The sequence below is a fragment of the Ruegeria sp. AH12 genome, from assembly GCF_056541465.1.
Genome location: NZ_JBQFYL010000006.1, coordinates 63,196 through 88,443, shown reverse-complemented (window position 1 = coordinate 88,443; position 25,248 = coordinate 63,196). Strand labels below are relative to the sequence as shown.

The window sequence follows — 25,248 nt, the reverse complement described above, 5'->3', positions numbered from 1 at the left end:
AGTTCGCTTCGGATCGCGTGCCACTTTATAAACCGGTACTTAGTCTGCGTGGATGAACAATGCGTGTTAATATTTGTTCATCTTGCGATCTGGAATGCCTGCGGAACTTGGGCAATCCGAAACGCCTGCTGGACAAAAACGCGCCTTTGTGACAAGAGCCGCGCCAACAGGAGACACCCATGACAACCACCCGTTTCGCCCCGTCGCCCACCGGTTACATCCATGTGGGAAACCTGCGCACCGCTCTGATGAACTACCTGATCGCCCGCAAAGCAGGCGGCACGTTCATCCTGCGCATCGACGACACCGACCCAGAGCGTTCGAAAGAAGAGTATGTCGATGCGATCAAGCAGGATATGGAGTGGCTGGGCCTTCATTGGGATAAGGTCGAGCGTCAGTCGGACCGGCTGGACCGCTACGCCGAAGCCGCCGACAAGCTGCGCGAGATGGGCCGGTTCTATGAGGCTTTTGAGACGCCGACCGAGCTGGACCTCAAGCGCAAGAAGCAGCTGAACATGGGTAAGCCGCCGGTCTATGACCGCGCCGCTTTGAACCTTTCGGATGCCGAAAAAAAAGCGCTTCGAGCTGAGCGTGGCAATGGTGTCTGGCGGTTCAAGCTGGATCATGAGCGGATTGAATGGAATGACGGTATTCTGGGCGACATTTCGATCGATGCGGCCTCGGTGTCTGATCCGGTGCTGATCCGCGGCGATGGTCAGGTTCTCTACACGATTGCGTCTGTTGTGGACGATACCGAGATGGGCGTGACCGATGTGGTACGTGGCTCGGACCACGTCACTAACACTGCGACGCAGATTCAGATCATCCAGGCGCTGGGCGGTCAATGCCCGCGCTTTGCGCACCATTCGCTGTTGACTGGCCCGCAGGGTGAGGCACTTTCTAAACGTCTTGGCACGCTGGCCCTGCGTGATCTGCGTGAGCAAGGCGTACAGCCGATGGCCCTGCTGAGCCTGATGGCGCGTCTAGGCTCGTCCGATCCGGTTGAACTGCGCTCTGACATGGCCGAACTGATCGAAGGCTTCGATGTGAACCGGTTTGGCGCGGCCCCGACCAAGTTTGACGTGCAGGACCTGTTCCCGCTGACTGCCAAGCACCTGCAAACGCTTTCGTTGGGGGATGTGGCCCGGGCTGTGGCGGATGCGGGCGTTCCTGCTGAGCTGGCTGAACCGTTCTGGGCGATGGCTCGTGAGAACATCACCACTCTGACCGATCTAAAAGGCTGGTGGGAATTGTGCCGCGATGGGGCAGAGCCGCTGATCGCGGATGAGGATCGCGACTTCATCGCCGAGGCGATTGCGCTGCTACCCGACGGGCCGTTCGACGCTGAAACATGGGGCACCTGGACCAAAGCGGTGAAAGAGGCCACGGGCCGCAAGGGCAAAGGCCTGTTCATGCCGCTGCGCAAGGCACTGACAGGGATGGAGCGGGGGCCGGAAATGGCGGCTTTGTTGCCGCTACTTCAGGTGATCCGCGCGCGGGGCTGAATGCGCTGAACTGAAAGCAAACTAGAATTTGAAAGAGGCTGGCAGAGCGTCTGCCCCTTTTTGGTGCTGCGGCTGAAGGATCGTTACCGATGCGCGCTGCAGGCGGTCATCCACAAATGCGGTCTCATCTGATTTGAGCGGTTGGTGGCGTGGATATCTCGGCTCAGCCCGGTCATTCAGCACAGGTGCGTCCCAGCCATCGGTCGTGTCAAAGAAACGATCGGCCCCGTCTGGCCCGAATGTGCGCAGATATCCCTGTATAACCACATCGATATAGCTGAGCAGCAAGGGGTGGTGATCCGAGGGCTGATTATGACGCTCCTCTGGCACCGCATAGACGGCGATTTCGACGTCGTGGGTCAGCGGATGGGAGACCGACTGCGTTGTCGGGATGCGATCATAGGCCCATTCCCGATCATCCAGCGCGGCCCAGTCGTTCTTGGGAACATGCGCGATCATGCCTTCGATCTCGGAGTCTGGATCGGGCACGGCAGTCAGGAAGGCAACAGACCGCAAATCTGTGTGCTTCCAAGCCCGTCGCCACCCTTTGAGCTTTGCCGGGCGTGGATCTGGAAAGTCATGAGTGGCCAGGTTCACAAGGCTGCCATAGCCAAAGAAATAGGGGTCTGCCATCTGCTTGGGGCCTTTCGGTCAATTGATGTATGTCAAACCGCTTTTTCGCCCGACATGCAATAAGGCTGCATATTTGAGTGAGGGAGGCCCCTATGCGGATTACCAAACGAACGAATATTGCTGTGCGCCTGCTGATGTATTGTGCGGCGCATCCGGATCGGCTGGTGACGAAATCCGAGATCGCCGAGGTGTGCAACATCTCGGAAAACCACTTGGCGCAGGTGATCAATCAACTTGGCCAGTTGAACTATCTGAGCACGCAGCGAGGCCGAAACGGGGGCATGTCGCTTGCGCGCCCCGCAGATCAAATCCGGATCGGCGCTGTGTTTCGGCATGTGGAGGGATCGCTGCCAATTGCCGAGTGTTTCGCGGATGCCGACAACACTTGCCCGCTGACCGATGCCTGCCGCCTGCGTGTGGCGTTGCGGGATGCGGCCGAGGTTTTCTATGCATCGCTTGATGATGTCACACTGGACGCGCTGGTCTGTGACAATGATCCGTTGCTGAAAATCCTGCAGCCAGTGGCCTGCGCGCGCTAGGATCAGTCGCTGGCGCGCAATATGCGGGCCGGTCTGACAGATAGGGGCCGCAATGAGAAGATCAGCCCTGCGCCAAGCGTGACAACGACCCCTGTGATCACGATGCCCAATGCCGAGGGCCAGATCACCTGGAACCCCGTGTCGAAGATATAGGTGGCAACGGCCCAGCCGCCCAGAATGCCGACCAGCAAGGCAATACAGCCCGCAGCAGCCCCCAGCAGCATGGCGCGCAGCGTGAAGCTCAACAAAATACGACGGCGATCAGCACCGATTGTTTTGAGGATAGCCGCCTCATACCGGCGGGCCGGTTCGCCCGCTGCCGCAGCACCGATCAGAACAAGGAAACCGGTGAGCAGCGAAACGCCCGCGCCATAAGATGTTGCCGAGGCAAGCCCTGCCAACAGGCCCGAGACCCGGTCAATGGCGTCCCGCACACGCACTGCAGTAATGTTGGGGAACTGGCCTGCCAGATCGCGCAGAATGGCGGCTTCGGCCTGTTCTTCGGCATAGACGGTTGCGATGAAACTATGCGGTGCACCGGCAAGGGCCGAAGGGTTCATAGACATGATAAAGCCCATGCCTGCCGTCGAAAAATCCACCTCCCGCAGGGATGTGACGGTAGCGGTGATATCCCGGCCCAGAATGTTCACGGTCAGATTGTCGCCGATGTTCAAACCCATTTCCTCGGCCTCTTCAGCGGCAAAACTGATCTGAGGGCCGCCTGTATAGTCTTCCGGCCACCATTCCCCCGCTGTGATTCGTGCGTTTTCTGGGGGGAGGACAGAGTAGGTGACGCCTCGGTCGCCTTCCAAAACCCAGTGATTCCCCGCGACCTCGCGCGCGGGTTGATCGTTGATCTTGGTAATGATCCCGCGCAACATGGGCGCGCTTTCCAGACGGCTGACAGCGGGGTCAGTTTCCAACCGTTCAGTGAAACCGGGCATTTGGTCTTTCTGGATGTCCACAAAGAAGTAGGAGGGCGCGACCTCGGGCAGGTTGCCAGAAATGGCATTGCGCAATGTGCCGTCGATCTGGCCAACTGCCGCAAGGACCGAGAGGCCCAGGCCAAGAGACAAGACCACTGAACCGGCCCCTTCGCGGGGGTCAGAGATGGCGGCTAGGGCCCACCGCAATGAAGGGCGACCACGCGACCATGGAACGCCCCTTCGCGCCAGCCAGCGAATGGCGATGGCGGCCACGGACAGAAGGACCAGCGCCCCGACCAATCCGCCGCTTGTCCAAAGCGTAAGCTCGGTTGAGCCGCTGAACCAGGCAGCGGCTGCGATCAGGATTGCCAGCCCCAGTCCTGTCGCCATCACATAGGACAGCCGGGGAATCTGTCGGGCCGAGGTCAAGGCGTCGCGGAACAGGGTGGCGGCGCGGACCTCCTCAGTCCGGGCGAGCGGCCAGAGGGTAAACAGGAACGCCGTGAGTAGCCCGTAGAGCGCGGCTTCGGCCAGGGGTTGGGGGTAGATCGAAAACACAGCAGGCACGGGCAGCTGGCTTTCAATGACCGGAGCCAAGATAACAGGAGCAAGCCCGCCGAGGACAACACCTATTGCGATACCAACCCCAGACAGCAGCCCGATCTGAATCATATAGGTCTGAAACACGGTTGCCCGATCTGCCCCCAATGTGCGCAGCGTAGCGATGGTTTCCGTTTTCTGTGACAGATACGCCCGGACAGCGGCGGAAACACCGATGCCGCCCACAGCCAGCCCGGACAGGCCGACCAGGACCAGAAAGGCGCTGAGCCGACCCACAAACTCAGCGATGCCCGGCGCGCCGTTACGCGCATCCGTCCAGCGCATTCCCGTGCCATCAAACGTTTCTGCAGCCTCGGCCGAGATCTCCTCCAGCGCGGTCGCATCCGGCAGATCCAGCCGGTATTTGGTCGAGAACAGAGTGCCCGGTTCCAACAGGCCCGAGGCGCTTAGGTCTTCGGTTCGGACCAGCATTCTGGGACCAAGGCCAAAGCCTCCAGCGGCGCCATCAGGTTCGGCAGTCAGTGCGGCCATCAGGACGAATTCCTGCATGCCCAAGGCAAAGGTATCCCCGAGCGAAAGCCCCAGCCGATCCATCAGGACCTGTTCCATCACGGCGCCCGGCAGATTGATGTCACCGCCCAGAGCATCGGACAACAGCATGTCTGGGTTCAGTCCAACCTCGCCCAGCAGAGGATAGCTGGCGTCAACGGCCTTTACCTGCGTCAGTGCACGTTCGGGGCCTGTTTCTTGTTGAACAACAGCAAGTGACCGGAAATCCACGACCTCCGACACCGCCTCGGCTTCCTCTTCCATCCAGGCGCGTTCTTCAGGGGTGGCGAATCGATAGGTGAACTCCAGCTCGGCATCACCCCCGAGCAAGGCTGCACCTTCCTGCGTCAGCCCGGTTTGAATTGCATATCGAACCGAACCAACCGCAGCGATTGCGGCGACGCCAAGCGCCAGACAGGCAAGAAATATGCGAAACCCGCGCAGGCCACCGCGCAGTTCACGTCGCGCCAGCCGTCCGGCCAGTCGCAGGCTCATTCTGCCGCCTCTTTTTGTGCATCCTCGGCAATGCGCCCATCGCGCAACCGAACCACCCGGTCACAGCGGTCGGCTAGTGTGTGGCTATGGGTCACCAGAACCAGTGTCGCATTATGTTTGTCACGCAAGCCAAACAACAGGTCTACAACAGCCGCGCCATTTGCCTCATCCAGATTTCCCGTGGGTTCATCCGCCAGCAGGATCTGAGGACGCGGTGCCGAGGCGCGGGCGAGCGCCACGCGTTGCTGCTCACCCCCGGACAGTTGCGCCGGATAGTGATCGCGCCTGTGCGACAGACCGACCGAGGCAAGTTCGGCCTCGGCACTTGCAAAGGCATCCTTGTGACCGGCCAATTCCAAAGGCGTAGCCACGTTTTCCAATGCAGTCATCGTCGGGATCAGGTGGAAATTCTGAAACACCACTCCCATCGTATCCCGCCGAAACCGCGCCAGATGATCCTCATCCATCCCGGTCAGGTCCTGACCCAAGGCCTTGACCGAACCACCGGTCGCTTGTTCCAAACCACCCATCAACATCAACAGTGAGGACTTGCCCGACCCTGATGGCCCGACCAGCCCTAGCGTCTCACCCTGGTTTACCGACAGCGTAATGCCGTGCAGAATATCCACCCGGCCGGCATTGCCTTCCAATGACAAAGCAGCATTTTGGAGAGAGAGAACGGGCTGTGCCATAAGACTTTCCATATAGGAGCAACATCTTGGGATATGGAGCACTTACCAGAATGCGCAAGGGCCTGCTGACGGGCCTGTGTACCTGTTGCGGTTTTGCGGCCACAGCAGAACCTGTTGTCATCGCAGCATTGGGGGACTCGCTGACACAAGGCTATGGGTTGATCGAAGAGGATGGGTTTGTCCCGCAGCTGGAACGTTGGCTTGCGGCTGAGGGAGCAGACGTTCGCGTGATCAACGCAGGTGTCTCTGGCGATACGACGGCCGGGGGTGCGGCACGGGTCGAGTGGACCCTGACACCCGAGGTGGGCGGTATGATCGTGGCGCTGGGCGGTAATGACTTGCTGCGCGGGATCGACCCGGATGTGTCGCGCACCAACCTGGAGAAAATTCTGATGGTCGCGCAGGCAGGGGATGTTGAGGTCCTGTTAGTGGGCATGCAAGCCCCGGGCAACTACGGGCCTGCATACAAGCAAAGCTTCGATGATATGTACCCCGAGTTGGCGCAGGAATACGATACGCTTTATGCGACCAGCTTCTTCGAAGGTTTGGTAGCGGATGGTGATCCCAATGCTGTTGGAGAATTCATGCAATCCGATGGAATTCACCCCAACGCCAAGGGCGTTGCCCTTATTGTCGAGGCTTTGGGACCCAAGGTTTTGGAATTGGTTAACACGACTGCAGACTAAGGGGGCATATGCCGGGGCGGTTCTTTCTGACGCGACCAATCTCTGACATTGCTGATGCGCTTGGCGTTTCGGGCAACGTCCCGGCGCAAACTGCCCGCCGCAATATCCAACCCGGGCAAGAGATGTTGGCGTTGACCCAATCGGGCCTTGTACCGATGCGCTGGGGCATGATCCCGGTTGGCCGGGTCAACGCCCGTGGTCGCCCGGTGATGGAAACGATCATCAACGCCCGCTCTGAGACCGTGTTCGACAAAACCGCATTTGAAGGCGTTGGTCGCGCCGTTGTCCCCGTCGACGGGTGGTACGAATGGACAGGTGAGAAGCGCCGCAAGACTGCATGGCGTATCTGCTCCGCCGACGAAGCCCCGCTGTTCTTTGCGGCAATCACAGATACATGGCAGGCCCCAGGCGGGTTACAGGTCGATCAGTTTGCGACGGTGACCTGTGAGCCGAATGGTGATGTGAAACCGATCCACCACCGCATGGGCGTTCTGCTGAAACCTGTAGATATCAACACTTGGCTGACTGGCTCCGAGAAGCAGGCCAAAGAGCTGACACGCCCATGGCCAGACGGGTTGTTACAGATTGAAGAAGCAACAGACGTAGATTGGACCGCACCGTAGGGCAATCAGACCACTGTCACCACCGTTCCAATCGGAACACGGTTGTATAGATCGACCACGTGTTCGTTCAGCATCCGGATGCACCCGTTCGAGGCCGCACGCCCGATGGTCTGCGGCTGCGTTGTGCCATGAATGCGGAAATAGGTATCGACGCCGTTTTGGAACAAATAGAGCGCGCGGGCACCCAGCGGGTTGTCGCCTCCGCCCGGTTGCACATAGTCATTGTCCTTGAAACGGGCATAGGCGACAGGGTCGCGCTCGATCATCTCATTCGTCGGTCGCCACGTGGGCCATTCCTTCTTGACGTCGATGGTCGCGGTTCCAGTAAACTCCAGCCCCGCTTTACCGACACCGCAGCCATAGCGGATCGCCTTTCGGGGTTCGGTCACGAAATAGAGGTAGAAGGAGCGCGGCACGACCAGCAATTGACCAGGCAGGAATTGCTTTTTGATCCGCACATATTGCGGCGTTGGATCATACTCCACCGCCTTCTTGGCGCTAGCAATGCCAGGCATCAGGCTGACAGCCGTTCCGGCAAGAAACACGCGGCGTGTGAACATGGGTGACCCCTTCAATTGACCAATGCAATCATGACTATGCTGTCAGAATGATAGCAAATCTGGTCAATTCTAGGGCAGATATCGCGAAAATATGATCTGTTCCGGCTGCATACCGATGCGCGGAACGGAAATAGGGTGAGGATTTCCCCTCACCCTGCGCTTGGCTTAGGCCAGCTGGATATCGTCGGCGCTTTCGCGGCCGTCACGACCCGAGCGCAGCTCGTACGTGACTTTCTGGTTGTCGGCCAGACCGGTGAGGCCCGAACGCTCGACAGCCGAGATGTGGACGAAGATGTCTTTGCCGCCATCTTCAGGTGCGATAAAGCCGTAGCCTTTGGTGGTGTTGAACCATTTTACGGTGCCTGCGGGCATATCCGTTGTCTCCTGTTTGGTGCTGCCCACGGGGATGCGGCAGCCCGGCGTCGTTGTCTGTATCGATAGACTGAGCGCCGGAATCGGAGACAGTGGGTCGAAATAGAAAAACGTTAGCTCTTTGCATATGGCATCGGGCTGGGCCTGTGGCAAGGGTGGAGTTGATTGCGGTTGCTGAACCAAGAATAGACCGAAAGTGGCTTCACACTCTGGTCAGTTAGTTCAAAAACTGCTGTTGTAAGCTATCTTGTTGCAGCTCCTCTTTCAGTAGAATATTCGATGAAGACTTGCACTAGTGATATATTAATATCTAGATGAGCGGCGAATGATGAAGAAGAGTTGGACGCGAAGTAACCCTCTGAAATATATTGAAAAACGCTTTGGATCACCTAAGCAGAGACGCTTTATACTTCATATCGGACGCTACAAAACCGGAAGTTCTGCGTTGCAGAAATGGCTTGCAGCGCATGGCGAGCAGCTATCTGAAAAGGGCTTTCTATATCCGGTTCGCGGACGTCTGGAAGAATGGCCTTTCGCGCATCATGTTGCAGCGAAGAAGTTCATCGAAACCGGACGTTTGCCGGCAACACTGATTGATGAAATTAGTTCTACTGAAGATAGCATTATTCTGTCGTGCGAGTACTTTGAAGAGGCGGCGCTTTCCCAAAATGATGATTGGGATGAACTGGTTAAGCTTGCTGGCGATTTCAAAGTCGAGATCGTTATGTTTGTACGTCAGCCAAGCAAGTGGATCGAGTCATTTTATCGGGAAAAGGTAATGCGTGGTGAGCTGGATCGGCAGATCCAGAATTTCTCAAGCTTTCTCAGACGACAATCTGACTATCTCTCGACTCAGTCATTAGTCGAACCTTGGCAACGACACTTTCCCGATGCCAAGTTCCACTTTATTTCTTATGAGTATGCTCTTCAGCATGGCGGGGTTGTTGAAGCGTTTCTTTCAGTGACCGGGCTTTCCGCGATTGTGGCCAGCACTGAAACTGATAGTGAAAATGTAAGTTTACCAACAGCATATCTCAAGTTTTTGCGCGAAGTTCGCCCACAGTTTGAGAACGATATGAATGCCTACAATGAAATTCTGGGTGCGATCTGGCGTCTAAAAGCACGTTTGGACACAGATCCAGGACCATTTTTAGAAAGGTCGGCACAAGACCTTGAAAAGCTTGAAGCCGCAGATGCTGAGTATATGCAGTTTCTGTTAAAGAACCGCGTTCCGTTCCAGAAGAAATAAATGGGGAACGTTGATTGCGACAAAGCCAAGTAGCTGTTGTCTTAGTACATATTTGGAGGGCGTGTTCGCCCTCCGAGCAATTGCCTGAGTTTGCTGTGATTTCTTACCGCGCAAACTTCTTATGCTTCAGCCGCTTGGGCTCCAGCGCATCCGGTCCCAAGCGGCGCTTCTTGTCTTCTTCGTAGTCCTCGAAGTTACCTTCGAACCACTCCACATGAGCGTCGCCCTCAAACGCCAGAATATGCGTGCAAATCCGGTCGAGGAAGAAGCGGTCGTGTGAGATGACGACGGCGCAGCCGGCGAAATCGACCAGGGCGTCTTCCAGTGCGCGCAGGGTTTCGACGTCTAGATCGTTGGTGGGTTCGTCGAGCAGCAGGACGTTGCCGCCCTCTTTTAGTAGGCGGGCCATGTGGACGCGGTTGCGCTCACCGCCGGAGAGCAAGGAGACCTTTTTCTGCTGGTCGCCGCCCTTGAAGTTGAAGGACGAGCAATAGGCGCGGGAATTGACCTGCGCGTCGCCCAGTTGGATGATCTCGGCGCCGCCGGTGATCGCCTCCCACACGGTGTCGTTGTCTTTCAGGTCGTCGCGGGACTGGTCGACATAAGACAGCTCGACCGTGTCGCCCAGCGTGATGGTGCCGCTGTCGGGCTGTTCCTGACCGGTGAGCATCTTGAACAGGGTCGATTTACCGGCGCCGTTGGGGCCGATGACGCCGACGATGCCGCCGGGGGGCAGGGCGAAGTCCAACCCTTCGATCAGTTGCTTGTCGCCCATGTGTTTCGACAGGCCCTCGACCTCGATCACCTTGCCGCCAAGGCGCTGGCCGTTGGGGATGACGATCTGGGCGCGGGTCAGTTTTTCGCGCTCGGACTGGTCGGCCAGCTCGTTATAGGCGTTGATCCGGGCCTTGGATTTGGCCTGACGGGCCTTCTGACCCTGACGCATCCACTCCAGCTCGCGTTGCAGGGTCTTCTGCTTGGACTTGTCCTCGCGGGCTTCCTGTTCCAGCCGCTTGGCTTTTTGTTCCAGCCATGCGGAATAGTTGCCCTCGTAGGGAATGCCGCGGCCGCGGTCGAGTTCGAGGATCCAGCCGGTGATGTCATCCAGAAAATAGCGGTCATGGGTGACGATCAGGATGGTGCCCTTATAGTCGATCAGGTGCTGTTGCAGCCAGGCGATGGTCTCGGCGTCGAGGTGGTTGGTCGGTTCGTCCAAGAGCAGCATGTCGGGCGCTTCGAGCAGCAGCTTGCAGAGCGCCACGCGGCGTTTCTCACCGCCCGAGAGGTTGGCGATGTTGGCGTCGTCGGGCGGGCAGCGCAGCGCCTCCATCGAGACGTCGATCTGGCTGTCGAGGTCCCAAAGGTTTTCGGAGTCGATGGAGTCCTGCAGGGTGGTCATTTCTTCCATCAGTTCGTCGGAATAGTTCTCCGCCATCTCGATGGCGATTTCGTTGAACCGGTCGACCTTGGCCTTTTTGGCGGCCACGCCCAGCATGACGTTTTCGCGGACGGTCAGGCTTTCATCGAGTTGCGGTTCCTGCGGCAGATAGCCGACCTTGGCGCCTTCCGCCGCCCATGCCTCGCCGGTGAAATCGGTGTCGAGGCCGGCCATGATCTTCATCAGCGTCGATTTACCCGCTCCGTTGACGCCGACAACACCGATTTTCACGCCGGGCAGAAAGCTCAGGTGGATGTTTTCAAAGCACTTCTTGCCACCGGGATAGGTCTTGGAGACACCCTGCATGTGGTAGACATATTGATAGGCGGCCATGTCGCTTCCTCTGGGTCGGTGAAATTGGGTTGAAACGCTGGATATCTGAGGCGGGCGAGCGGGGCAAGCTGGTGGTTTTGTGAATTTCGTCCAGTGTCCGATTGCGCTAGATGAGTTTAGCGGCAGGAGGGGCTGGAATGTCTGAACTGGCAGATTTGATTGCGGGTTGGGCGCAACCGGGTCGTCTAGAGTGGATTGGTCTGCGGCCCGAGCGGCGGGCCGGGATGGTTGTACCCGATACGGCTGTTGTTTCCGCCGACGGCCTCGAAGGCGATCGCAGCCGTGCAGGCAAGCGGGCGGTGACGTTGATCCAACACGAGCACCTGGCGGCGATTGGTTCTTATCTGGGTCAGGGGTCGATTGCGCCTGAAATTCTTCGGCGTAGTTTGGTGGTATCAGGCACAAATCTGGCGGCGTTTAAGGGGCGCGAAGTGCAGGTGGGGGAGGCGATTTTGCGTTTTACCGTGATCTGTGCGCCCTGCAGCCGAATGGAAGAGGCACTGGGCAAGGGGGGCTATTCTGCCGTGCGCGGGCATGGGGGCTGGTGTGCCGAAGTCCTCCGGCCCGGACGGATCGGGCTGGGCGATACGGTGCAACCAGTTGATTGACAACATCCCTTACTTCTGAACATCAGCGAAGGATGGAGCGTTATGCCATTCCATATGCGCGGCCTGGGCAGGTCATCGGGTTGTTCGGCGGGTCCTTTGATCCTCCACACATAGGCCATGTGCATGTGACGCGAGAGGCGATGAAGGCCTTTGGGCTGGATCGGGTGTGGTGGCTGGTCTCTCCGGGGAACCCTCTGAAACAGCGCGGGCCTGCGCCGCTGCCGCAACGGCTGGAGGCCGCGAAGGCGGTGATGCAGCACCCTGATGTTGAGATCACGGATATCGAGGCGTTGACCGGGACGCGGGCGACAGCGGATACTTTGATGGCGTTGCAGCGGCTCTATCCGCAAGTCAAATTCGTCTGGCTGATGGGGGCTGACAATCTTGCGCAATTTCATCACTGGAAGGATTGGCGGCGGATCATGGACAGCGTGCCGGTTGGTGTTGTGGCGCGGCCGGGCGATCGGATCTCGGCCCGGATGTCGCCTGCGGCGCGGCTCTATGCCAAGTATCGGATTGACGGGCAGGCGCGGCATCTGTTGGGGCGAGCACAAGCTCCGGCTTGGTGTTTCGTGAATGTGCCGATGGTCAATGTCAGCTCAACCCAGATCCGCAAGCGCGGGGACTGGAGCGTTCAGGTGTTGCCGGAATAGCCACACTATCTGCATATTCTCATGCAATGGTTGTCTGATTTTCATCTCTGGGATTTTATTTGACCCATGGTCGATCGTATTTCGCGTCGTTTTTTCTTAGGGGGTGTTGGGGCGTCTTTGATCCCGGCGATGGGTCTGGCCGAAGCGCCTTTGACGTCGCTTCGCCCTCAGTTGCGCGGCAAACAGCTGACCGGGACGGATCGTCTGGTTCAGGCCGCCGGGCTGCGCGGAGAAGTTGTATTCGCCGTGGCCGATGTGGATACAGGCGCACAGCTTGAAAGCTATAGGGGAGAGCTTGGGTTGCCTCCCGCCAGTGTCGGCAAAGCTTTGACGGCGCTTTATGCGCTGGATGTTTTGGGTGCCGATCATCGGTTTGAGACCAGATTGCTGGCGGATGGACCAGTCGTAAACGGGGTTTTGCGGGGCGATCTGATCCTGGTGGGCGGATGCGACCCGTTGTTGGATACGGACGGTCTGGCCACTATGGCGGCCAACTTGCGGAGTGCCGGGATCACCGAGGTGCGCGGGGCGTTCAAAGTTTATGACGGCGCGCTGCCCTTTGTTTTCAGTATTGATCCGGGCCAGCCGGACCATCTGGGTTATAGCCCGGCGATCAGCGGGATTTCGTTGAATTTCAACCGGGTGCATTTTGAATGGAAGCGGGAGGGCACTGATTACGCTGTCACCATGGATGCCCGCACCGCCAAGTATCGCCCAGATGTGGATATGGCTGCGATGCGGGTCGAGGGGCGCAGCCTGCCGATTTACACCTATCAGGCCAGTGCACGTCAGGACCGCTGGACCGTTGCCAAAGCAGCTTTGGGGAATGAAGGGTCGCGCTGGTTGCCGGTGCGCAAGCCTGCGCTTTATGCAGGGGATGTGTTAAAAACGCTGGCACGGGCCAATGGGATTGTCCTGGGGCGGGTTGAGGTCACCCGAGAAACGCCCAAAGGCACTGTTTTGGTCGTGCATCAAAGTGATCGTTTGGACAGTATCTTGCGCGGGATGCTGAAGTATTCGACGAACCTGACGGCTGAAACTGTGGGGATGGCTGCGACCCGGGCGCGGGGGGTGATGCCGCACTCGCTTGCTGAGTCAGCGGCCGAGATGAACCGGTGGGCGTCGGAGACCTATGGCGTTAATCAAATTGCAATGGTGGATCATTCCGGCTTGGGTGATGCGTCGCGCATGGCACCGGGGGATCTGGTCTCGGCCCTGGTGCAGGCGCGTAAAACGGGGGCGTTGAGGCATTTGCTGAAACCCTTTGCCTTGACCGACAGCCAAGGCCGACCGGTCGAGGATCACCCGATCAAGGTTGATGCCAAAACCGGCACCCTAAACTTCGTATCGGGCTTGGGTGGTTTTCTGACAACGGCGGACGGGTCAGAGCTGGCTTTTGCGATTTTCACCGCAGATGAGGCCCACCGCGCTACGATCACGCGCGCGCAACGAGAACGGCCCGAAGGTGCGCGCGCCTGGAATCGGCGGTCGCGCAAGCTGCAACGGGCGTTGATCGAACGATGGGGCGCGCTCTACGGTAGTTGAGCCTAAGCTCGGCTCAGACGACGTGACGTGCGCGTGCACCGCGTTCGATTGCGGCGGCGTGCAGGCGGTCAATACTCAGCTCGTACCGGATTTCTTCCAAAAGCCGCAGCTCTGTCTCGGCCAATGACCCGTCTGCCGCCGCCACGTCGCAGGCCAGAGCGTAGGCGGTTTCGTTCAGACGTTCGGGCAGGTTGTCTCGGATCAGACCAAACAGAGCGTCCAGACCGTCTTCCTGTTCGAACAAATCGAACACGGTTTGCGAAATATGGCGCATGCGATCGGCATCATAGCCCGCAAAAACCGGCAGCATATTCACGGCGCCCTGAATCTTGACCAGCTCAGCCGTGCGGATGTTTTCGTCCGAAGCGGAGACCGCAACCATGATCGCCACAAGGCAATCCTGCGGAGACATGGGATGAGGGGTTTGATCGGGCATGAATGCGTCCTGCGTGAAGGTTTTCAAAGCTGTACGATATGTGCGCGCGCGTGCGGGTTCAACAGCTTGTTTGGTCGCATTCTTTGCTGCTGGCTCAAGTGCGCCTGCCCTGCCAACCCAGCAGGCTGAAACAGGCGAATGCAAGCGCGGCCACGCAAACAATAGAGGGGCCGGCGGGCGTGTCGAATACATAGGCGGCCCGGAGACCTGCTACCGACGACAGAGCGCCGATCCCGGCGGCAATCAATGCCATCGATTCAGGTGAGCGGGCTAGGCTGCGCGCGGCGGCGGCTGGGATAATCAGCATGGCTGCGATCAGCAGAACACCCACAACCTTGATGGCGACGGCAACCGTGACGGCAAGAGCCAGGGTCAGGATCAACTGCTCGCGTTTGGGGTTATAGCCGCTCGCGTAGGCCAGTTCCTCGTTCAGAGTCGCGGTCAGCAGTTGAGACCAGCGCCAAGTGATCAAGGTCACAACCAGTGCGGCCCCACCCCAAATGACGATCAGGTCAGCTTTTGAAACGGCAAGGATATCGCCAAACAGATAGGCCATCAGGTCAATGCGAACACCCGACAGGAACGAGACGGCAACAAGACCGAAGGCCAGCGCAGAATGGGCTAGCACGCCCAATAGCGTATCCATTGCATACCCTCTGCCTGCCAATAGAGTCACCGTCATTGCCATGATCAAAGCTACCGCGAGTGCTCCGGTAAACACGGAAATCTGGAACGTCAGAGACAAGGCGACGCCCAAGATGGCGGCATGCGCGGTTGCATCGCCGAAATAGGCCATCCGACGCCAAACGACGAAACACCCCAAAGGCGCAGCTGCCATAGCCACGCCAATCCCGGCGAGCGTTGCCCGAGTCATAAAATCATCAAGCATTATTCAGCGGCTTCCTGCGGGTTTGCGTGGTCGTGGTGGTGATGATCGTGATCATGGCGATAAAGGGCCAGTGCGCCGCCGGTGCCCGTGCCAAACAGGGCGCGGTATTCCGGGGCCGAGGCGACCACCGCGGGGGAGCCTTCGCAGCAGATATGCCCATTCAGGCAAATCACGCGGTCCGAGGCGCTCATCACCACGTGCAGTTCGTGACTTATCATCAGGATAGCGCAGCCGGTATTGCGCCGGACATCTTCGATCTGGCGATAAAACGCGGCAGAGCCAGGCTGATCCAAACCTTGAGTCGCTTCGTCCAACAGCAGGAGCTCGGGACGGTTGATCAGGGCGCGGGCTAAAAGGACCCGTTGGAACTGACCGCCGGATAGCTGAGACATCTGGCGTTTTAGCAGGTCCGGTACGCCCGCTGTTTTCAACGCTTCGGCGCAATCCTGTTTCGATACCCGATCTGTCAGGCGCATGAAGCGATCAACCGAAATGGGCAGCGTTGGGTCGATGTGCAATTTTTGCGGAACATACCCGATTTGTAGCCCTTGCTTGCGCTCGACGCGTCCGGCTGCGGGTTGTGTGGCGCCGATGATTGCACGCAACAAGCTGGTTTTACCCGAGCCGTTGGGGCCAACAATGGTAACGATCTCGCCGGGGTTGATGACCATATTTACATGGCTCAGCACGGTGTTCACGCCATATCGGACGCCAAGGTCTTTGACGGAGACGAGGGCCATGATCAGCGTTTCTCGATGCAATCGGGGCATATGCCTTCGGCCTCGACGACCGTGCGTTCGATCTCGAACCCGACGGCGCGTGCAGCGGCCCCAAGCGCACCCTTGGCGGGGGCTGAATAGGCCTCGGCCACGGCATCGCATTTGCGACAGATCATGAAGGCGGGCGAATGGGAGCCGCCGGGGTGGGCGCAGGCGACGAAGGCGTTTAGGCGTTCGATCTTATGGGCGAAACCATTCTCCACCAGAAAATCCAGGGCGCGGTACGCAACCGGCGGCTGTGATCCGAACCCTTCGTCGCGCAGGCGATCCAGAATGGCATATGCACCAAGTGCGCGATGTTCCTGTAGCAGCATCTCTAACACCTTGCGGCGAACAGGCGTTAGTCTTAGCCCTTCTGCCTCACACCGTGCCTGCGCGGTGGCCAGCCCGGTTTCAACGCAGGAGGCGTGATCATGCTTGGCAAAGCCAATCAGGTCGGCGTTGTCGGCCGGGCTCGAGGGTGTCTCGCTTGTCATGTTATTATATATCATGTATGTCGCTGCTGACGTTATAAAATCACATAGGGTGTCTGATGTCCAGAAAGCTTCTTCCTGTTTCGATCACGGCGGTTTTGATGGGGGGGACGGCCTTGGCCGAGGTCCCCAATGTGGCCGTCGATATCGCTCCGGTTCATTCGCTTGTCGCGCGAGTGATGGACGGTGTTGGTGAGCCAGCCCTGATTGTACAATCAGGCGCATCCCCCCATGAATACAGCCTGCGCCCGTCCGAAGCTGCCGCGTTGCAAGAGGCGGACCTGGTGTTCTGGATGGGTGAGGATCTGACGCCTTGGATGGAAGGCGCGGTCGAGACGTTGGCAGACGGCGCGACCGTTACTACTTTGCTGGAATCAGACGGCACGGTCCTGCTGGATTTTCGTGAAAACGCGCTGTTTGAAGCGCACTCCCACGACGATCATGCCGATCATGATGACCATGGCGACCATGGGCATGACGATCACGATCATGAGGGCCACGACGACCATGCGGACGAAGGGCACGACGATCATGACCACGGGGATGATCACGCAAAACATGATGACCATGATCATGCCAAAGATGACGACCACGATCATGACGATCATGCTGATGCTAAAGATCATGATGATCATGACCACGGCGAAGAACACGCGGACCATGACGATCATGACCACGATGACCACGCAGGTCACGACGATCATGATGGGCATGATCACGGGGCGCATGATCCACATGCATGGCTATCGCCTGAAAATGCGAGCACATGGCTGAACCTGATTGCGGCGCAACTGTCAGCGGCTGACCCTGACAATGCGGGCACCTATTTTGCAAATGCTGCGGCGGCTCGCGAAGAGATGGCAGCGCTGTCTGCTGAAGTTGCACAGACGCTCGAACCAGTGCGCGGTGGCAGCTTTATCGTTTTCCATGACGCCTATCAGTACTTCGAAAACGATTTTGATTTTCCGGCGGCGGGTGCCATTTCGCTTGGGGATGCCGCTGATCCAAGCCCGGCGCGTATCGCTGAAATCCAGGGTCGCATCACCGGTGAAGGTGTGGATTGCGTTTTGGCGGAACCGCAGTTCAACCCAGGGATCATCGAAACGGTTCTGGCTGGAACCGAGGCGAATACGGGTGTGATTGACCCGCTGGGCTCGGAACTTGAGCCGGGCAAGGACCTTTATCCACAGCTCATTCAAAACATGGCCAAGACTTTGGCTGAGTGCCTCTAAGGTAACGCCGATCCCGATCGGATCCGCAAGTTCGGTCGGGATATCCTGCTGGAAGTCGCGTAGCTGTTGAACACGGTTTCCAGTTTTCCCTTTTATGCTCGAATTCGCCAGTTTGGCCGGCCGTCCTGATTGCCCGACACAATTGTGACGAATCGGAAAAAGTATGTGTCGTTATTGACTCATGCTGCGCTCGCACAATAGGAGGGGTCGGTCCGATGGCATGGGGCGATCGGGACGGTTTTCCCTTATGGAGCACACCAAAAAATGTCTGAACTGCGCGATACCGCCATGACGTCCAAGGCTTGGCCTTTTGAGGAGGCGCGCCGGTTGCTCAAACGGTACAAACAGGGTGCTCCGGAGAAGGGATATGTGCTGTTCGAGACGGGCTATGGCCCATCTGGCCTGCCCCACATCGGTACGTTCGGCGAGGTTGCGCGGACCACGATGGTCAAGCGCGCGTTTGAGGCGCTGTCGGATATTCCGACCAAGCTGATCTGTTTTTCGGACGATCTGGATGGGATGCGCAAGGTGCCGACCAATGTGCCGAACCCGGAGGTTCTGGAGCAGCATTTGCAGCGTCCGTTGACCTCAGTACCCGATCCGTTTGGCGAATATGACAGCTTTGGTGAGCATAACAATGCGATGCTGCGGCGGTTCCTCGATACTTTTGGGTTCGAGTATGAGTTCTACTCGGCCAAGGAGTTTTACGAATCCGGGCAGTTTGATGATGTGCTCAAGCGTGCGGTCGAACGCTATGACGAGATCATGGCGATCATGCTGAAAAGCCTGCGGGAAGAACGCCAGCAAACTTATTCGATCTTCCTGCCGCTGCACCCTGAAAGCGGACGGGTGATGTATGTGCCGATGAAAAAGGTCTGCGCCGAGACCTATACCGTGACCTTCGATGATGAGACGGGCAAGGAATGGACCGTTCCTGTCACCGGTGGCAACGTCAAGCTACAGTGGAAGCCGGATTTTGGCGCACGCTGGGCAGCGCTGGGCGTTGATTTCGAGATGTATGGCAAGGAACACGCGACCAACGAAAAGATTTATGACGCGATCTGCCGCGCGTTGGGGGGCCGTGCGCCCGAGCATTTTAGCTATGAGCTGTTTCTGGATGAGAATGGGCAGAAGATTTCCAAGTCGTCCGGCAACGGCGTCTCGATTGACGAATGGCTGACTTATGCGCCGACCGAGTCGCTGGCCTATTTCATGTATCAGAAGCCCAAGACCGCGAAGCGGATGCATTTCGATGTGATCCCGAAGGCCTATGATGAATATCATCAGCAGTTGCGGGCTTATCCGGGGCAGGAACTGCAGGCGCAGCTGAACAACCCGGTGTGGCACATCCATGGTGGGGATGTTCCTGAATCCACGTTGATGGTCCCCTTTGCGATGCTGTTGAATCTGGCATCTGTTTCGGGGGCTGAGGATAAAGAGGCACTGTGGGGTTTTGTTCGCCGTTACGCACCTGAGGCCACGCCCGAGACGCATCCTGATCTGGACCAAGCGGCGGGCTTTGCGGTGCGCTACTTCAACGACTTCGTGAAGCCGACGCGCCAGCATCGTGTGCCGACGGATCAGGAGCGTGAGGCGCTGGAGGCATTGAAGGCGGCTTTGGAAGCCTATGACGGGCCGATGGAAGACGAAGCACTGCAATCGGTGGTCTATTCCATCGGGCGCGAGCGGTTCGACCCGATGCGTGGTTGGTTCACGGCGCTCTATGAGGTTCTGCTGGGCGCGTCGCAAGGTCCGCGTTTCGGCGGCTTTATCGCGCTCTATGGTGTGTCCGAAACCATTGCCCTGATCGACAGCGCGCTAGCCGGAGAACTGGTCTGATTTGACCTGAAACCGCATGGGGCTACCCTTCGTTCAGGAGGTGCCCCATGCGTCGTATTCTGCTTATTTTGTTTCTAAGCTTTGGATTGGCCCCGATCGCGGCGGCCCAGAATGTCGAGATCGAAGCCAATATTGCGGCTCAGATACAGGCCTTCAAGGCGGATGATTTTGACACCGCCTTCACCTATGCCAGCCCCAATATTCAAAGGTTGTTCCAAAATCCTGATAATTTTGGCGCGATGGTGCGTGGTGGATATCCGATGGTTTGGCGACCCGCCGAGGTGCGGTTTCTGGAACTGCGCGAAATCACGGGTTTGCTGTGGCAAAAGGTAATGATTGTGGATGAGGACGGCCAGACCCACATACTGGACTACCAGATGGTACAGCAGGGCAATGCCTGGAAAATCAATGGTGTACAGCTTCTGGGCAATTCTGATCCCTCAGCGTGATGCAACACCACCGTAACGGTGGAATGAACTACGGTTAATTCCTTTTCGATACTCAGACTTTCGCGTTCGGGCTGGACCCGAGCACCGGGTTTGAACGTGTCGCTGTGATGCGCGGCGCGATTGGGAAAGGGATTTCTATGAATAAGGCAATCACCGACGGCATCGTGTTCATGCCGCCTCAGTTCGCCAACGGGTTGGATGTATGGTCCGCAGGGGATGGCACCCCGGGTACGCCAACCTATGCCGGATCCGGCACCGGTGTGTTTGTTCCGGCGGATGCAGATTTTGGCGGCTGCCTTGAAATTCTGAAGGTCAATCCGACGCAGCAATTGCGGTATATGGGGCAGACGCCGTTACTGCCGGGCTGCTATTTGCAGATCAAAGCGCGCGTGAAAGCGATCAGTGGTCCTTTGCCCGAGGTGCGGATTGCAGCCTGGGCAGGTGGTGCTGGGGATGCTCATGTCGACAGTGTGATCGAAGAGGGGCCCGCGACGCAGTTGTCCGGTTATGGCGAAGTGCATGAAATCACCGCCATCGTCGGGACCGGGCGCAGACCAGGTGTTGACATGCCGTGGGGTGTTTCGGCCTTGTTCGGGCATTTTGGTTTGGACATTGAGGGTGCAAATGGCGCGCTGGTCCGTGTGAATGATATAGAAATCACCGATGTGACCGGCTTTTTTCTGCGTGAGATGATCAGCATCGTCGATGTACGGGATTTCGGTGCAATTGGTGACGGCGTCACCGATGATTCCGCTGCGTTCGAGGCTGCGGACCAAGCGGCTGGCGGGCGTCGGATTTATGTCCCGCAGGGCACATACCATCTGGGTGAAAACACCAGCATTGCATCCGAGATGGATTTTGAAGGCACGGTTACGATGCCCGATGATAAAATGCTGTTGCTAACCAAGAACTTTGATCTGCCCGCCTATATCACGGCATTCGGCGATGAGGAGTTGGCCTTTAAGAAGGCGTTTCAGGCATTGCTCAACAATGTCGACCATGACTCGTTGGATTTGGCGGGCCGGAAGATCTCGGTCACGGGCCCGATTGATATGGCAGCAGCTGTGCCCAACAAGCAGGGTTTTTCTACCCGACGGGTAATCAGGAACGGCCAGTTTGATGTCAAAAGCAGTTCGGACTGGGACACCGAGACCTTCACCTCGGTCGCCACATATGACCCTTCGGATGCCACCCGCCTGACAGATGTGGCGAATGTGGCGAATATTCCCGTTGGTTCGTTGGTGCAGGGTGCAGGCGTTGGGCGAGAGATCTATGTGCGATCCAAGGATGTGGGCGCCGGTGAAATCACACTGAACGCACCGCTTTACGATGCTTCAGGAACGCAGACTTACACCTTCCAGTCTTTCAAATACCTGCTGGATTTCAGTGGCTTCAGCACCTTGCGCAAATTCGGGATGGAGCAGATTGAATTCCAGTGTAACAGCCGATGCAGCGCCATTCGGCTGGCCCCGTCCGGTAGTACGTTTTCTTTGACCGATTGCTTTGTCAGCCGTCCCAAGGATCGTGGCATCTCATCAATTGGCACGGGCTGCAAAGGTTTGCTGATCGACAACTGCCAGTTCTTGTCAGCCGAGGAATCCTTTATCGTACCCGACCGGAACTCGATCGCGCTGAACACAAACGCGAATGATGTGAAACTGCGCCACAATCGTATTGTTCGCTTCAAGCACTTTGCTGTTGTCGGTGGCGACAACAACATGATCCTAGGCAACCACTTCTTCCAGGGTGATAGCATCCCGCAAGGCGTACGGACGGCTGGTCTGATCATGATCGGGACTTACAACAGTTCGACGATTGCCGAGAACTATGTGGATAACTGTTTTATCCAATGGACGAATGAGCGGGATGCAGAGCCCAGCTACGTCTCGGGCTATTCGTTCAGCGCCATGAGTATCACGGACAACATCTTCTATTCCAGTGAGGCACCGCCTTGGTTCAGCTACATCGTGATCCGTCCGCATGGGCCCGGCCACTTTCTGAATGGTCTTGCGGTGACGGGAAACAAGTTCCGGTCCAGCAGCAGCGATATCGAACGCGCAGAACGCGTGGATACGACCTTTGCCGATCTCAATAAGGATAGCCATATCAATGTGACGTTTCAAAACAACACATATCATGGGGTCGATAAGAAGGCGGCGAACCCGCTCAGGATTCGTCACAACCAGAATACAGCCAGCAGCTTCTGGGCCATCGGGACTTCCGAACAGCTACCATTTGGAGGCAAAGCCCGGAGTTGTGATGCGGTTACGCTGTTGGGGCCGACCGTCAGCATATTCGGGTCTGTTCGGTTTTTTGCGCCCTATGTCCAGCTTGAACAGGGTGGCGATGGCGGCAACATTCATTTGCAATGGCCAGAAAACCTGCGGGGCTCTGCATCGGTTCTGGTCCGGTTGGAGAGTTAGGGATCGATGTGGCCGCTCTTTGGGGCGGCCACATTCCATTGCGGTCGCGCTTTGAAATTTTCCAAGGAATTGGACGACATATCAGTTCTCTGTGCTACGCTTGCTTCAGCCACAGGAGGAGCAGATGCCGACCATAGCAAAAAATGCCAGCGTACAGACCGTCATCACAACGTTTGAAATGACACCGGGCACCTGTCACGATCTGCTCGATGCGTTGACGGATGCTTATGCCGAGTTCATTTCGAAGCAACCGGGGTTTGTCTCGGCGGGGTTGCATGTGAACGATGCCCAGACTCGGATCGCCAACTACTCGCAATGGGAACGGCGCGAGGATTTTCTTGCCATGCTGCGCACGCCTGAGATGCGCAACCGGAACCGCAAGATCAATGAGATGTGCAAGAGCTTTGAGCCGGTCATGTATGACGTGGCCGACACATTTGATCGCCCTTAGTGGGCAATCTTCTTAGAGCCTGACGACCAATGTGCCACAGCTTTAATTTGCTCAATGCGGATCGCCTCGGCTTCGCCACAAATGTGGTTTAGATTCGGGTCATGAATTTGGACAACACGATGCAAAAGCCTGAAGGTCAAACCCCGAAGGCGACCAAGCGGCAATTGCGCGCCGAAGCGACACGCCGCAAGGCGCTATCGCCGTTTCGGATTTCGCTGATGCTACTTGCATTGCCTGTAACCACGCTTCTATTGGCGGCGAATATCTATATCCGGACATCCGAGTATGACCGCAACGGAGCACTCTTGCACCTGATCGCTCTAACAGGTTGCTCTGCGCCCGAGGCAATTGGCTTTGGCCCGTTCCGCAAAGGCTATGCTGGCTATCACGAACGCTATGACCCGGACGGTAACGGTGTGTCCTGTGAAAGATCGGGTTCGGTGCAAGTTCAAAGCACCCCAGCGCAAAGCACGAACAAAGCGCCCGTACGCTCGGTTGGAAACGCAAAGTTCGTGCGGCCGTGATCTGTTGGGCGGAGTGACTGGCCGCCGTTATGAAAGCTGCGCGCCCGCGCAATCGCGAAAGATGCGCACCTCGGGCGCTGCGCCGTCCAATGGAAACTCGGCAAGACCGTCCTGCGTAAAGGCATAGGCGGTTTGATTGTATTCCAACCCATCCAGAACATTGCCAAACCCGGTATCCGTGACGGTTAGCGAGGCCGCATTGTCCGACAACACATGGCGCGGCGTGGCGATTTCGATGGGCCTAGGGCCGTTAAAGCGCATGGCGAACCATGGGGTTTGTGTCCAACCCTCGGTCTTACGGGTGACGGTCAGCGTATAAAGCGGCTGAGACGGGTCGTAGGTCAGGAAGATGTCTGCCTGATCGGTGCTGTGTGACAGGGTGCAGATTTGCCCGACTGTCGCCTCCCATGCGGTGGCCGGGGTGGCGAGGATTATTGAGAGTAGGACGATGCGCATGATCGGTAATCTAGCTGCCAATCGGCATCGGACAAGGATGGTCATCCGCTTCAGCGATTGAGGCAGACCCTAAGCGACACGGCCTGATCAAAGGCGCAGGCGGACTTTCCTAGAGGCCCCCCCAAATCCTCGGCAGTACAACGCGGGTGCCGCACACCCGATGAATGGCGCTTTGGACTTCATGTGAGCTGGGCAGGGTGTTCGTCGTGGCAACCGTTCTGGCTCACAATTTGTGATTTCAACCGTGGAGGAGAGGGCGCTGGACTGTAAGGGTGGTGTATGGGGCTGTAGGATGGGTGATTTCATCCATCAATGTTTATCACCGGAGAAGATGGGTGCGAGCACCCATCCTACGCTTGCTAGGAACGAAACGGAATGGTCGAAGCTTTCAATTTGCTTTTGAAATTTGACCTCCCAATCTTATCGAGAAGGATGCTTGCAGCTCGTTCACTGAGAGGAGAAGCAGCGCTGGGACCAATAATTATTGAATGCACCAGTTTCTCAAAATCTAGTTTTAAGCCTCTCGGGTCCTCTTCTTCGGTCAGGGCAAGTTTGAGCTTCGGCTCCAAGCCCTTGGGGCCATTGAAGAAGTCGATCATGCGGGAAAATCTGTCAGAGTCGTTCAGGTTGGGCATGTACACAAGCCGCCATTCACGTTCCTCTTCAAAACCGCGATGCTTTGCAAAAACCGCAGCCAACGCCAATCTGCGAAATACAACGTGAGCCAATCCTTCTGCTTCATCAATCGAAATCGTTTCTGATTTTATTGCAGTTGCCAATTGGCCAATCATGTCTCTGACTCGTTCAACGATTTCAGCATTCGTCAAATAACGGACTTCGGACAAAACAAGAGGAGAGTTTTGTTCGAGTGCTAACGCACTCGTGTCAAACGCGATAGCTGCACCGTTTCCAAAATCGCCGTAACCTCTCCACATGCTCAATTTTCCATCTGGTAATTCGGCCGGTTCGTGTTCTGAGAAGCAAGCAACAAAAATACTGAGTACCTCTTCTGAGCCAAAATAATCATACTGTCGCTTTAGAGCGGAAAGGAACTCAACGTGAATGCTGTCACTATCAAAAGCATCTCTCAGCAACGTACTGGCATGAAGTTGCCAAATGGCATTGTTGATGAGAAAACCAACTTCTTGGTGATCATTCATGTTCAGAGGGCTAGACATCCATAAGCAAGGGGTTGTTAGAATTTTTTGAACGACGTCCACGGTTGTATAGTGGACTAAAAGAGGCCTTGAATTACCGATGTCACGATTGCTGTGTAGATCGTTGGTGAGAAGATTCCAAAATCTCAGAAATTTTTCCTTTTTCATCATAT

At 57.1% G+C, this 25,248-nt stretch carries 26 protein-coding genes; 14 read left to right on the top strand and 12 right to left on the bottom strand.

Features of this window, described 5'->3' with window-relative positions:
• Positions 1-179: 179 nt before the first annotated feature.
• A complete protein-coding gene (gene gltX, locus ACR0EL_RS11675; protein WP_480500052.1) occupies positions 180-1,505 on the top strand; it encodes a glutamate--tRNA ligase in 1,326 nt (441 codons plus the stop codon).
• Between the two features lie 21 nt (positions 1,506-1,526).
• Here the strand turns inward: gltX and ACR0EL_RS11670 are convergent, their stop codons facing one another.
• Entirely contained in the window at positions 1,527-2,138 is a 612-nt protein-coding gene (locus ACR0EL_RS11670) for a gamma-glutamylcyclotransferase family protein (RefSeq protein WP_480500051.1), read from the bottom strand.
• 92 nt (positions 2,139-2,230) lie between these two features.
• On the opposite strand from ACR0EL_RS11670, the gene ACR0EL_RS11665 reads away from it, so the two are divergent.
• Positions 2,231-2,677 (top strand): RrF2 family transcriptional regulator, encoded by a 447-nt coding sequence (locus ACR0EL_RS11665; protein WP_170535953.1) that lies wholly within the window; start codon positions 2,231-2,233, stop codon positions 2,675-2,677.
• Positions 2,678-2,679: 2 nt separating this feature from the next.
• On the opposite strand, the gene ACR0EL_RS11660 is transcribed toward ACR0EL_RS11665, so the two are convergent.
• Together ACR0EL_RS11660 and ACR0EL_RS11655 are read right to left on the bottom strand one after the other, a co-directional pair.
• Positions 2,680-5,208 carry an ABC transporter permease gene (locus ACR0EL_RS11660; protein WP_480500050.1) on the bottom strand — a complete coding sequence of 843 codons (2,529 nt, stop codon included), beginning with the start codon at positions 5,206-5,208 and terminating at the stop codon, positions 2,680-2,682.
• Complete coding sequence (locus ACR0EL_RS11655; RefSeq protein ID WP_480500049.1) at positions 5,205-5,900, bottom strand: ABC transporter ATP-binding protein; 696 nt, start codon at positions 5,898-5,900, stop codon at positions 5,205-5,207. The genes ACR0EL_RS11660 and ACR0EL_RS11655 overlap by 4 nt, the downstream gene beginning before the upstream one ends.
• A 50-nt stretch (positions 5,901-5,950) precedes the next feature.
• Here ACR0EL_RS11655 and ACR0EL_RS11650 point away from each other — a divergent pair, with 50 nt between their 5' ends.
• A complete protein-coding gene (locus tag ACR0EL_RS11650; RefSeq protein WP_480500150.1) occupies positions 5,951-6,586 on the top strand; it encodes an arylesterase in 636 nt (211 codons plus the stop codon).
• A gap of 8 nt (positions 6,587-6,594) precedes the next feature.
• The gene (locus ACR0EL_RS11645) at positions 6,595-7,209 is read left to right on the top strand and encodes an SOS response-associated peptidase (RefSeq protein ID WP_480500048.1); all 615 of its coding nucleotides are present in this window, start codon (positions 6,595-6,597) and stop codon (positions 7,207-7,209) included.
• A gap of 5 nt (positions 7,210-7,214) precedes the next feature.
• Here the strand turns inward: ACR0EL_RS11645 and ACR0EL_RS11640 are convergent, their stop codons facing one another.
• Positions 7,215-7,769, bottom strand: coding sequence for a L,D-transpeptidase (locus ACR0EL_RS11640; RefSeq protein WP_480500046.1), 555 nt, complete (start codon positions 7,767-7,769; stop codon positions 7,215-7,217).
• Positions 7,770-7,934: 165 nt separating this feature from the next.
• The gene (locus ACR0EL_RS11635) at positions 7,935-8,141 is read right to left on the bottom strand and encodes a cold-shock protein (protein ID WP_170350547.1); all 207 of its coding nucleotides are present in this window, start codon (positions 8,139-8,141) and stop codon (positions 7,935-7,937) included.
• Positions 8,142-8,466: 325 nt separating this feature from the next.
• Between ACR0EL_RS11635 and ACR0EL_RS11630 the strand changes: the two genes are divergently transcribed.
• Positions 8,467-9,390 carry a hypothetical protein gene (locus tag ACR0EL_RS11630; protein ID WP_480500044.1) on the top strand — a complete coding sequence of 308 codons (924 nt, stop codon included), beginning with the start codon at positions 8,467-8,469 and terminating at the stop codon, positions 9,388-9,390.
• A gap of 103 nt (positions 9,391-9,493) precedes the next feature.
• Here the strand turns inward: ACR0EL_RS11630 and ettA are convergent, their stop codons facing one another.
• Entirely contained in the window at positions 9,494-11,161 is a 1,668-nt protein-coding gene (gene ettA, locus ACR0EL_RS11625; protein WP_480500043.1) for an energy-dependent translational throttle protein EttA, read from the bottom strand.
• 137 nt (positions 11,162-11,298) lie between these two features.
• Between ettA and ACR0EL_RS11620 the strand changes: the two genes are divergently transcribed.
• The 3 genes from ACR0EL_RS11620 to dacB all read left to right on the top strand — a co-directional run bounded on the left by ACR0EL_RS11620 (position 11,299) and on the right by dacB (position 13,967).
• Entirely contained in the window at positions 11,299-11,769 is a 471-nt protein-coding gene (locus ACR0EL_RS11620) for an MOSC domain-containing protein (RefSeq protein ID WP_480500042.1), read from the top strand.
• Between the two features lie 32 nt (positions 11,770-11,801).
• Entirely contained in the window at positions 11,802-12,422 is a 621-nt protein-coding gene (locus tag ACR0EL_RS11615; protein WP_480500041.1) for a nicotinate-nucleotide adenylyltransferase, read from the top strand.
• 66 nt (positions 12,423-12,488) lie between these two features.
• On the top strand, positions 12,489-13,967 hold the full coding sequence (dacB, locus tag ACR0EL_RS11610; protein WP_480500040.1) for a D-alanyl-D-alanine carboxypeptidase/D-alanyl-D-alanine endopeptidase: 1,479 nt from the start codon (positions 12,489-12,491) through the stop codon (positions 13,965-13,967).
• A gap of 13 nt (positions 13,968-13,980) precedes the next feature.
• On the opposite strand, the gene ACR0EL_RS11605 is transcribed toward dacB, so the two are convergent.
• The 4 genes from ACR0EL_RS11605 to ACR0EL_RS11590 form a co-directional block, all read right to left on the bottom strand.
• The gene (locus ACR0EL_RS11605) at positions 13,981-14,403 is read right to left on the bottom strand and encodes a tellurite resistance TerB family protein (RefSeq protein ID WP_170535981.1); all 423 of its coding nucleotides are present in this window, start codon (positions 14,401-14,403) and stop codon (positions 13,981-13,983) included.
• Positions 14,404-14,497: 94 nt separating this feature from the next.
• Positions 14,498-15,292, bottom strand: coding sequence for an iron chelate uptake ABC transporter family permease subunit (locus ACR0EL_RS11600; protein WP_480500039.1), 795 nt, complete (start codon positions 15,290-15,292; stop codon positions 14,498-14,500).
• The gene (locus ACR0EL_RS11595) at positions 15,292-16,032 is read right to left on the bottom strand and encodes an ATP-binding cassette domain-containing protein (protein ID WP_480500038.1); all 741 of its coding nucleotides are present in this window, start codon (positions 16,030-16,032) and stop codon (positions 15,292-15,294) included. The genes ACR0EL_RS11600 and ACR0EL_RS11595 overlap by 1 nt, the downstream gene beginning before the upstream one ends.
• 2 nt (positions 16,033-16,034) lie before the next feature.
• Complete coding sequence (locus tag ACR0EL_RS11590) at positions 16,035-16,547, bottom strand: transcriptional repressor (protein ID WP_480500037.1); 513 nt, start codon at positions 16,545-16,547, stop codon at positions 16,035-16,037.
• A gap of 56 nt (positions 16,548-16,603) precedes the next feature.
• Here ACR0EL_RS11590 and ACR0EL_RS11585 point away from each other — a divergent pair, with 56 nt between their 5' ends.
• The 6 genes from ACR0EL_RS11585 to ACR0EL_RS11560 all read left to right on the top strand — a co-directional run bounded on the left by ACR0EL_RS11585 (position 16,604) and on the right by ACR0EL_RS11560 (position 23,462).
• Complete coding sequence (locus tag ACR0EL_RS11585) at positions 16,604-17,776, top strand: zinc ABC transporter substrate-binding protein (RefSeq protein ID WP_480500035.1); 1,173 nt, start codon at positions 16,604-16,606, stop codon at positions 17,774-17,776.
• Positions 17,777-18,040: 264 nt separating this feature from the next.
• A complete protein-coding gene (locus ACR0EL_RS11580) occupies positions 18,041-19,615 on the top strand; it encodes a lysine--tRNA ligase (protein ID WP_480500033.1) in 1,575 nt (524 codons plus the stop codon).
• 47 nt (positions 19,616-19,662) lie between these two features.
• A complete protein-coding gene (locus ACR0EL_RS11575) occupies positions 19,663-20,064 on the top strand; it encodes a DUF4864 domain-containing protein (protein WP_480500032.1) in 402 nt (133 codons plus the stop codon).
• 137 nt (positions 20,065-20,201) lie between these two features.
• Positions 20,202-22,487, top strand: a complete 2,286-nt coding sequence (locus tag ACR0EL_RS11570) for a glycosyl hydrolase family 28-related protein (protein WP_480500030.1) — start codon at positions 20,202-20,204, stop codon at positions 22,485-22,487.
• A 124-nt stretch (positions 22,488-22,611) separates the two neighbouring features.
• Entirely contained in the window at positions 22,612-22,938 is a 327-nt protein-coding gene (locus ACR0EL_RS11565) for an antibiotic biosynthesis monooxygenase family protein (RefSeq protein ID WP_480500029.1), read from the top strand.
• Positions 22,939-23,057: 119 nt separating this feature from the next.
• Positions 23,058-23,462: an excalibur calcium-binding domain-containing protein gene (locus ACR0EL_RS11560; RefSeq protein WP_480500028.1), complete on the top strand. Its 405-nt coding sequence runs from the start codon at positions 23,058-23,060 to the stop codon at positions 23,460-23,462.
• Positions 23,463-23,489: 27 nt separating this feature from the next.
• Here ACR0EL_RS11560 and ACR0EL_RS11555 read toward each other — a convergent pair whose 3' ends face one another.
• Positions 23,490-23,918 (bottom strand): excinuclease ABC subunit B, encoded by a 429-nt coding sequence (locus ACR0EL_RS11555; protein WP_480500027.1) that lies wholly within the window; start codon positions 23,916-23,918, stop codon positions 23,490-23,492.
• A 359-nt stretch (positions 23,919-24,277) separates the two neighbouring features.
• Positions 24,278-25,246: a DUF2971 domain-containing protein gene (locus ACR0EL_RS11550; protein WP_480500025.1), complete on the bottom strand. Its 969-nt coding sequence runs from the start codon at positions 25,244-25,246 to the stop codon at positions 24,278-24,280.
• Between the last annotated feature and the right edge of the window lie 2 nt (positions 25,247-25,248).

What these genes read in the sequence shown, in the direction of transcription:
- ACR0EL_RS11550 (WP_480500025.1), bottom strand. Translation starts at nt 25,246, where the DNA reads ATGATGAAAAAGGAAAAATTTCTGAGATTTTGGAATCTTCTCACCAAC.
- ACR0EL_RS11620 (WP_480500042.1), top strand. Translation starts at nt 11,299, where the DNA reads ATGTCTGAACTGGCAGATTTGATTGCGGGTTGGGCGCAACCGGGTCGT.
- ACR0EL_RS11670 (WP_480500051.1), bottom strand. Translation starts at nt 2,138, where the DNA reads ATGGCAGACCCCTATTTCTTTGGCTATGGCAGCCTTGTGAACCTGGCC.
- ettA (WP_480500043.1), bottom strand. Translation starts at nt 11,161, where the DNA reads ATGGCCGCCTATCAATATGTCTACCACATGCAGGGTGTCTCCAAGACC.
- gltX (WP_480500052.1), top strand. Translation starts at nt 180, where the DNA reads ATGACAACCACCCGTTTCGCCCCGTCGCCCACCGGTTACATCCATGTG.
- ACR0EL_RS11580 (WP_480500033.1), top strand. Translation starts at nt 18,041, where the DNA reads ATGTCTGAACTGCGCGATACCGCCATGACGTCCAAGGCTTGGCCTTTT.
- ACR0EL_RS11585 (WP_480500035.1), top strand. Translation starts at nt 16,604, where the DNA reads ATGTCCAGAAAGCTTCTTCCTGTTTCGATCACGGCGGTTTTGATGGGG.
- ACR0EL_RS11665 (WP_170535953.1), top strand. Translation starts at nt 2,231, where the DNA reads ATGCGGATTACCAAACGAACGAATATTGCTGTGCGCCTGCTGATGTAT.
- ACR0EL_RS11600 (WP_480500039.1), bottom strand. Translation starts at nt 15,292, where the DNA reads ATGCTTGATGATTTTATGACTCGGGCAACGCTCGCCGGGATTGGCGTG.
- ACR0EL_RS11590 (WP_480500037.1), bottom strand. Translation starts at nt 16,547, where the DNA reads ATGACAAGCGAGACACCCTCGAGCCCGGCCGACAACGCCGACCTGATT.
- ACR0EL_RS11605 (WP_170535981.1), bottom strand. Translation starts at nt 14,403, where the DNA reads ATGCCCGATCAAACCCCTCATCCCATGTCTCCGCAGGATTGCCTTGTG.
- ACR0EL_RS11650 (WP_480500150.1), top strand. Translation starts at nt 5,951, where the DNA reads ATGCGCAAGGGCCTGCTGACGGGCCTGTGTACCTGTTGCGGTTTTGCG.
- ACR0EL_RS11635 (WP_170350547.1), bottom strand. Translation starts at nt 8,141, where the DNA reads ATGCCCGCAGGCACCGTAAAATGGTTCAACACCACCAAAGGCTACGGC.
- ACR0EL_RS11640 (WP_480500046.1), bottom strand. Translation starts at nt 7,769, where the DNA reads ATGTTCACACGCCGCGTGTTTCTTGCCGGAACGGCTGTCAGCCTGATG.
- ACR0EL_RS11575 (WP_480500032.1), top strand. Translation starts at nt 19,663, where the DNA reads ATGCGTCGTATTCTGCTTATTTTGTTTCTAAGCTTTGGATTGGCCCCG.
- ACR0EL_RS11555 (WP_480500027.1), bottom strand. Translation starts at nt 23,918, where the DNA reads ATGCGCATCGTCCTACTCTCAATAATCCTCGCCACCCCGGCCACCGCA.
- ACR0EL_RS11565 (WP_480500029.1), top strand. Translation starts at nt 22,612, where the DNA reads ATGCCGACCATAGCAAAAAATGCCAGCGTACAGACCGTCATCACAACG.
- ACR0EL_RS11570 (WP_480500030.1), top strand. Translation starts at nt 20,202, where the DNA reads ATGAATAAGGCAATCACCGACGGCATCGTGTTCATGCCGCCTCAGTTC.
- ACR0EL_RS11660 (WP_480500050.1), bottom strand. Translation starts at nt 5,208, where the DNA reads ATGAGCCTGCGACTGGCCGGACGGCTGGCGCGACGTGAACTGCGCGGT.
- dacB (WP_480500040.1), top strand. Translation starts at nt 12,489, where the DNA reads ATGGTCGATCGTATTTCGCGTCGTTTTTTCTTAGGGGGTGTTGGGGCG.
- ACR0EL_RS11655 (WP_480500049.1), bottom strand. Translation starts at nt 5,900, where the DNA reads ATGGCACAGCCCGTTCTCTCTCTCCAAAATGCTGCTTTGTCATTGGAA.
- ACR0EL_RS11645 (WP_480500048.1), top strand. Translation starts at nt 6,595, where the DNA reads ATGCCGGGGCGGTTCTTTCTGACGCGACCAATCTCTGACATTGCTGAT.
- ACR0EL_RS11615 (WP_480500041.1), top strand. Translation starts at nt 11,802, where the DNA reads ATGGAGCGTTATGCCATTCCATATGCGCGGCCTGGGCAGGTCATCGGG.
- ACR0EL_RS11595 (WP_480500038.1), bottom strand. Translation starts at nt 16,032, where the DNA reads ATGGCCCTCGTCTCCGTCAAAGACCTTGGCGTCCGATATGGCGTGAAC.
- ACR0EL_RS11630 (WP_480500044.1), top strand. Translation starts at nt 8,467, where the DNA reads ATGATGAAGAAGAGTTGGACGCGAAGTAACCCTCTGAAATATATTGAA.
- ACR0EL_RS11560 (WP_480500028.1), top strand. Translation starts at nt 23,058, where the DNA reads ATGCAAAAGCCTGAAGGTCAAACCCCGAAGGCGACCAAGCGGCAATTG.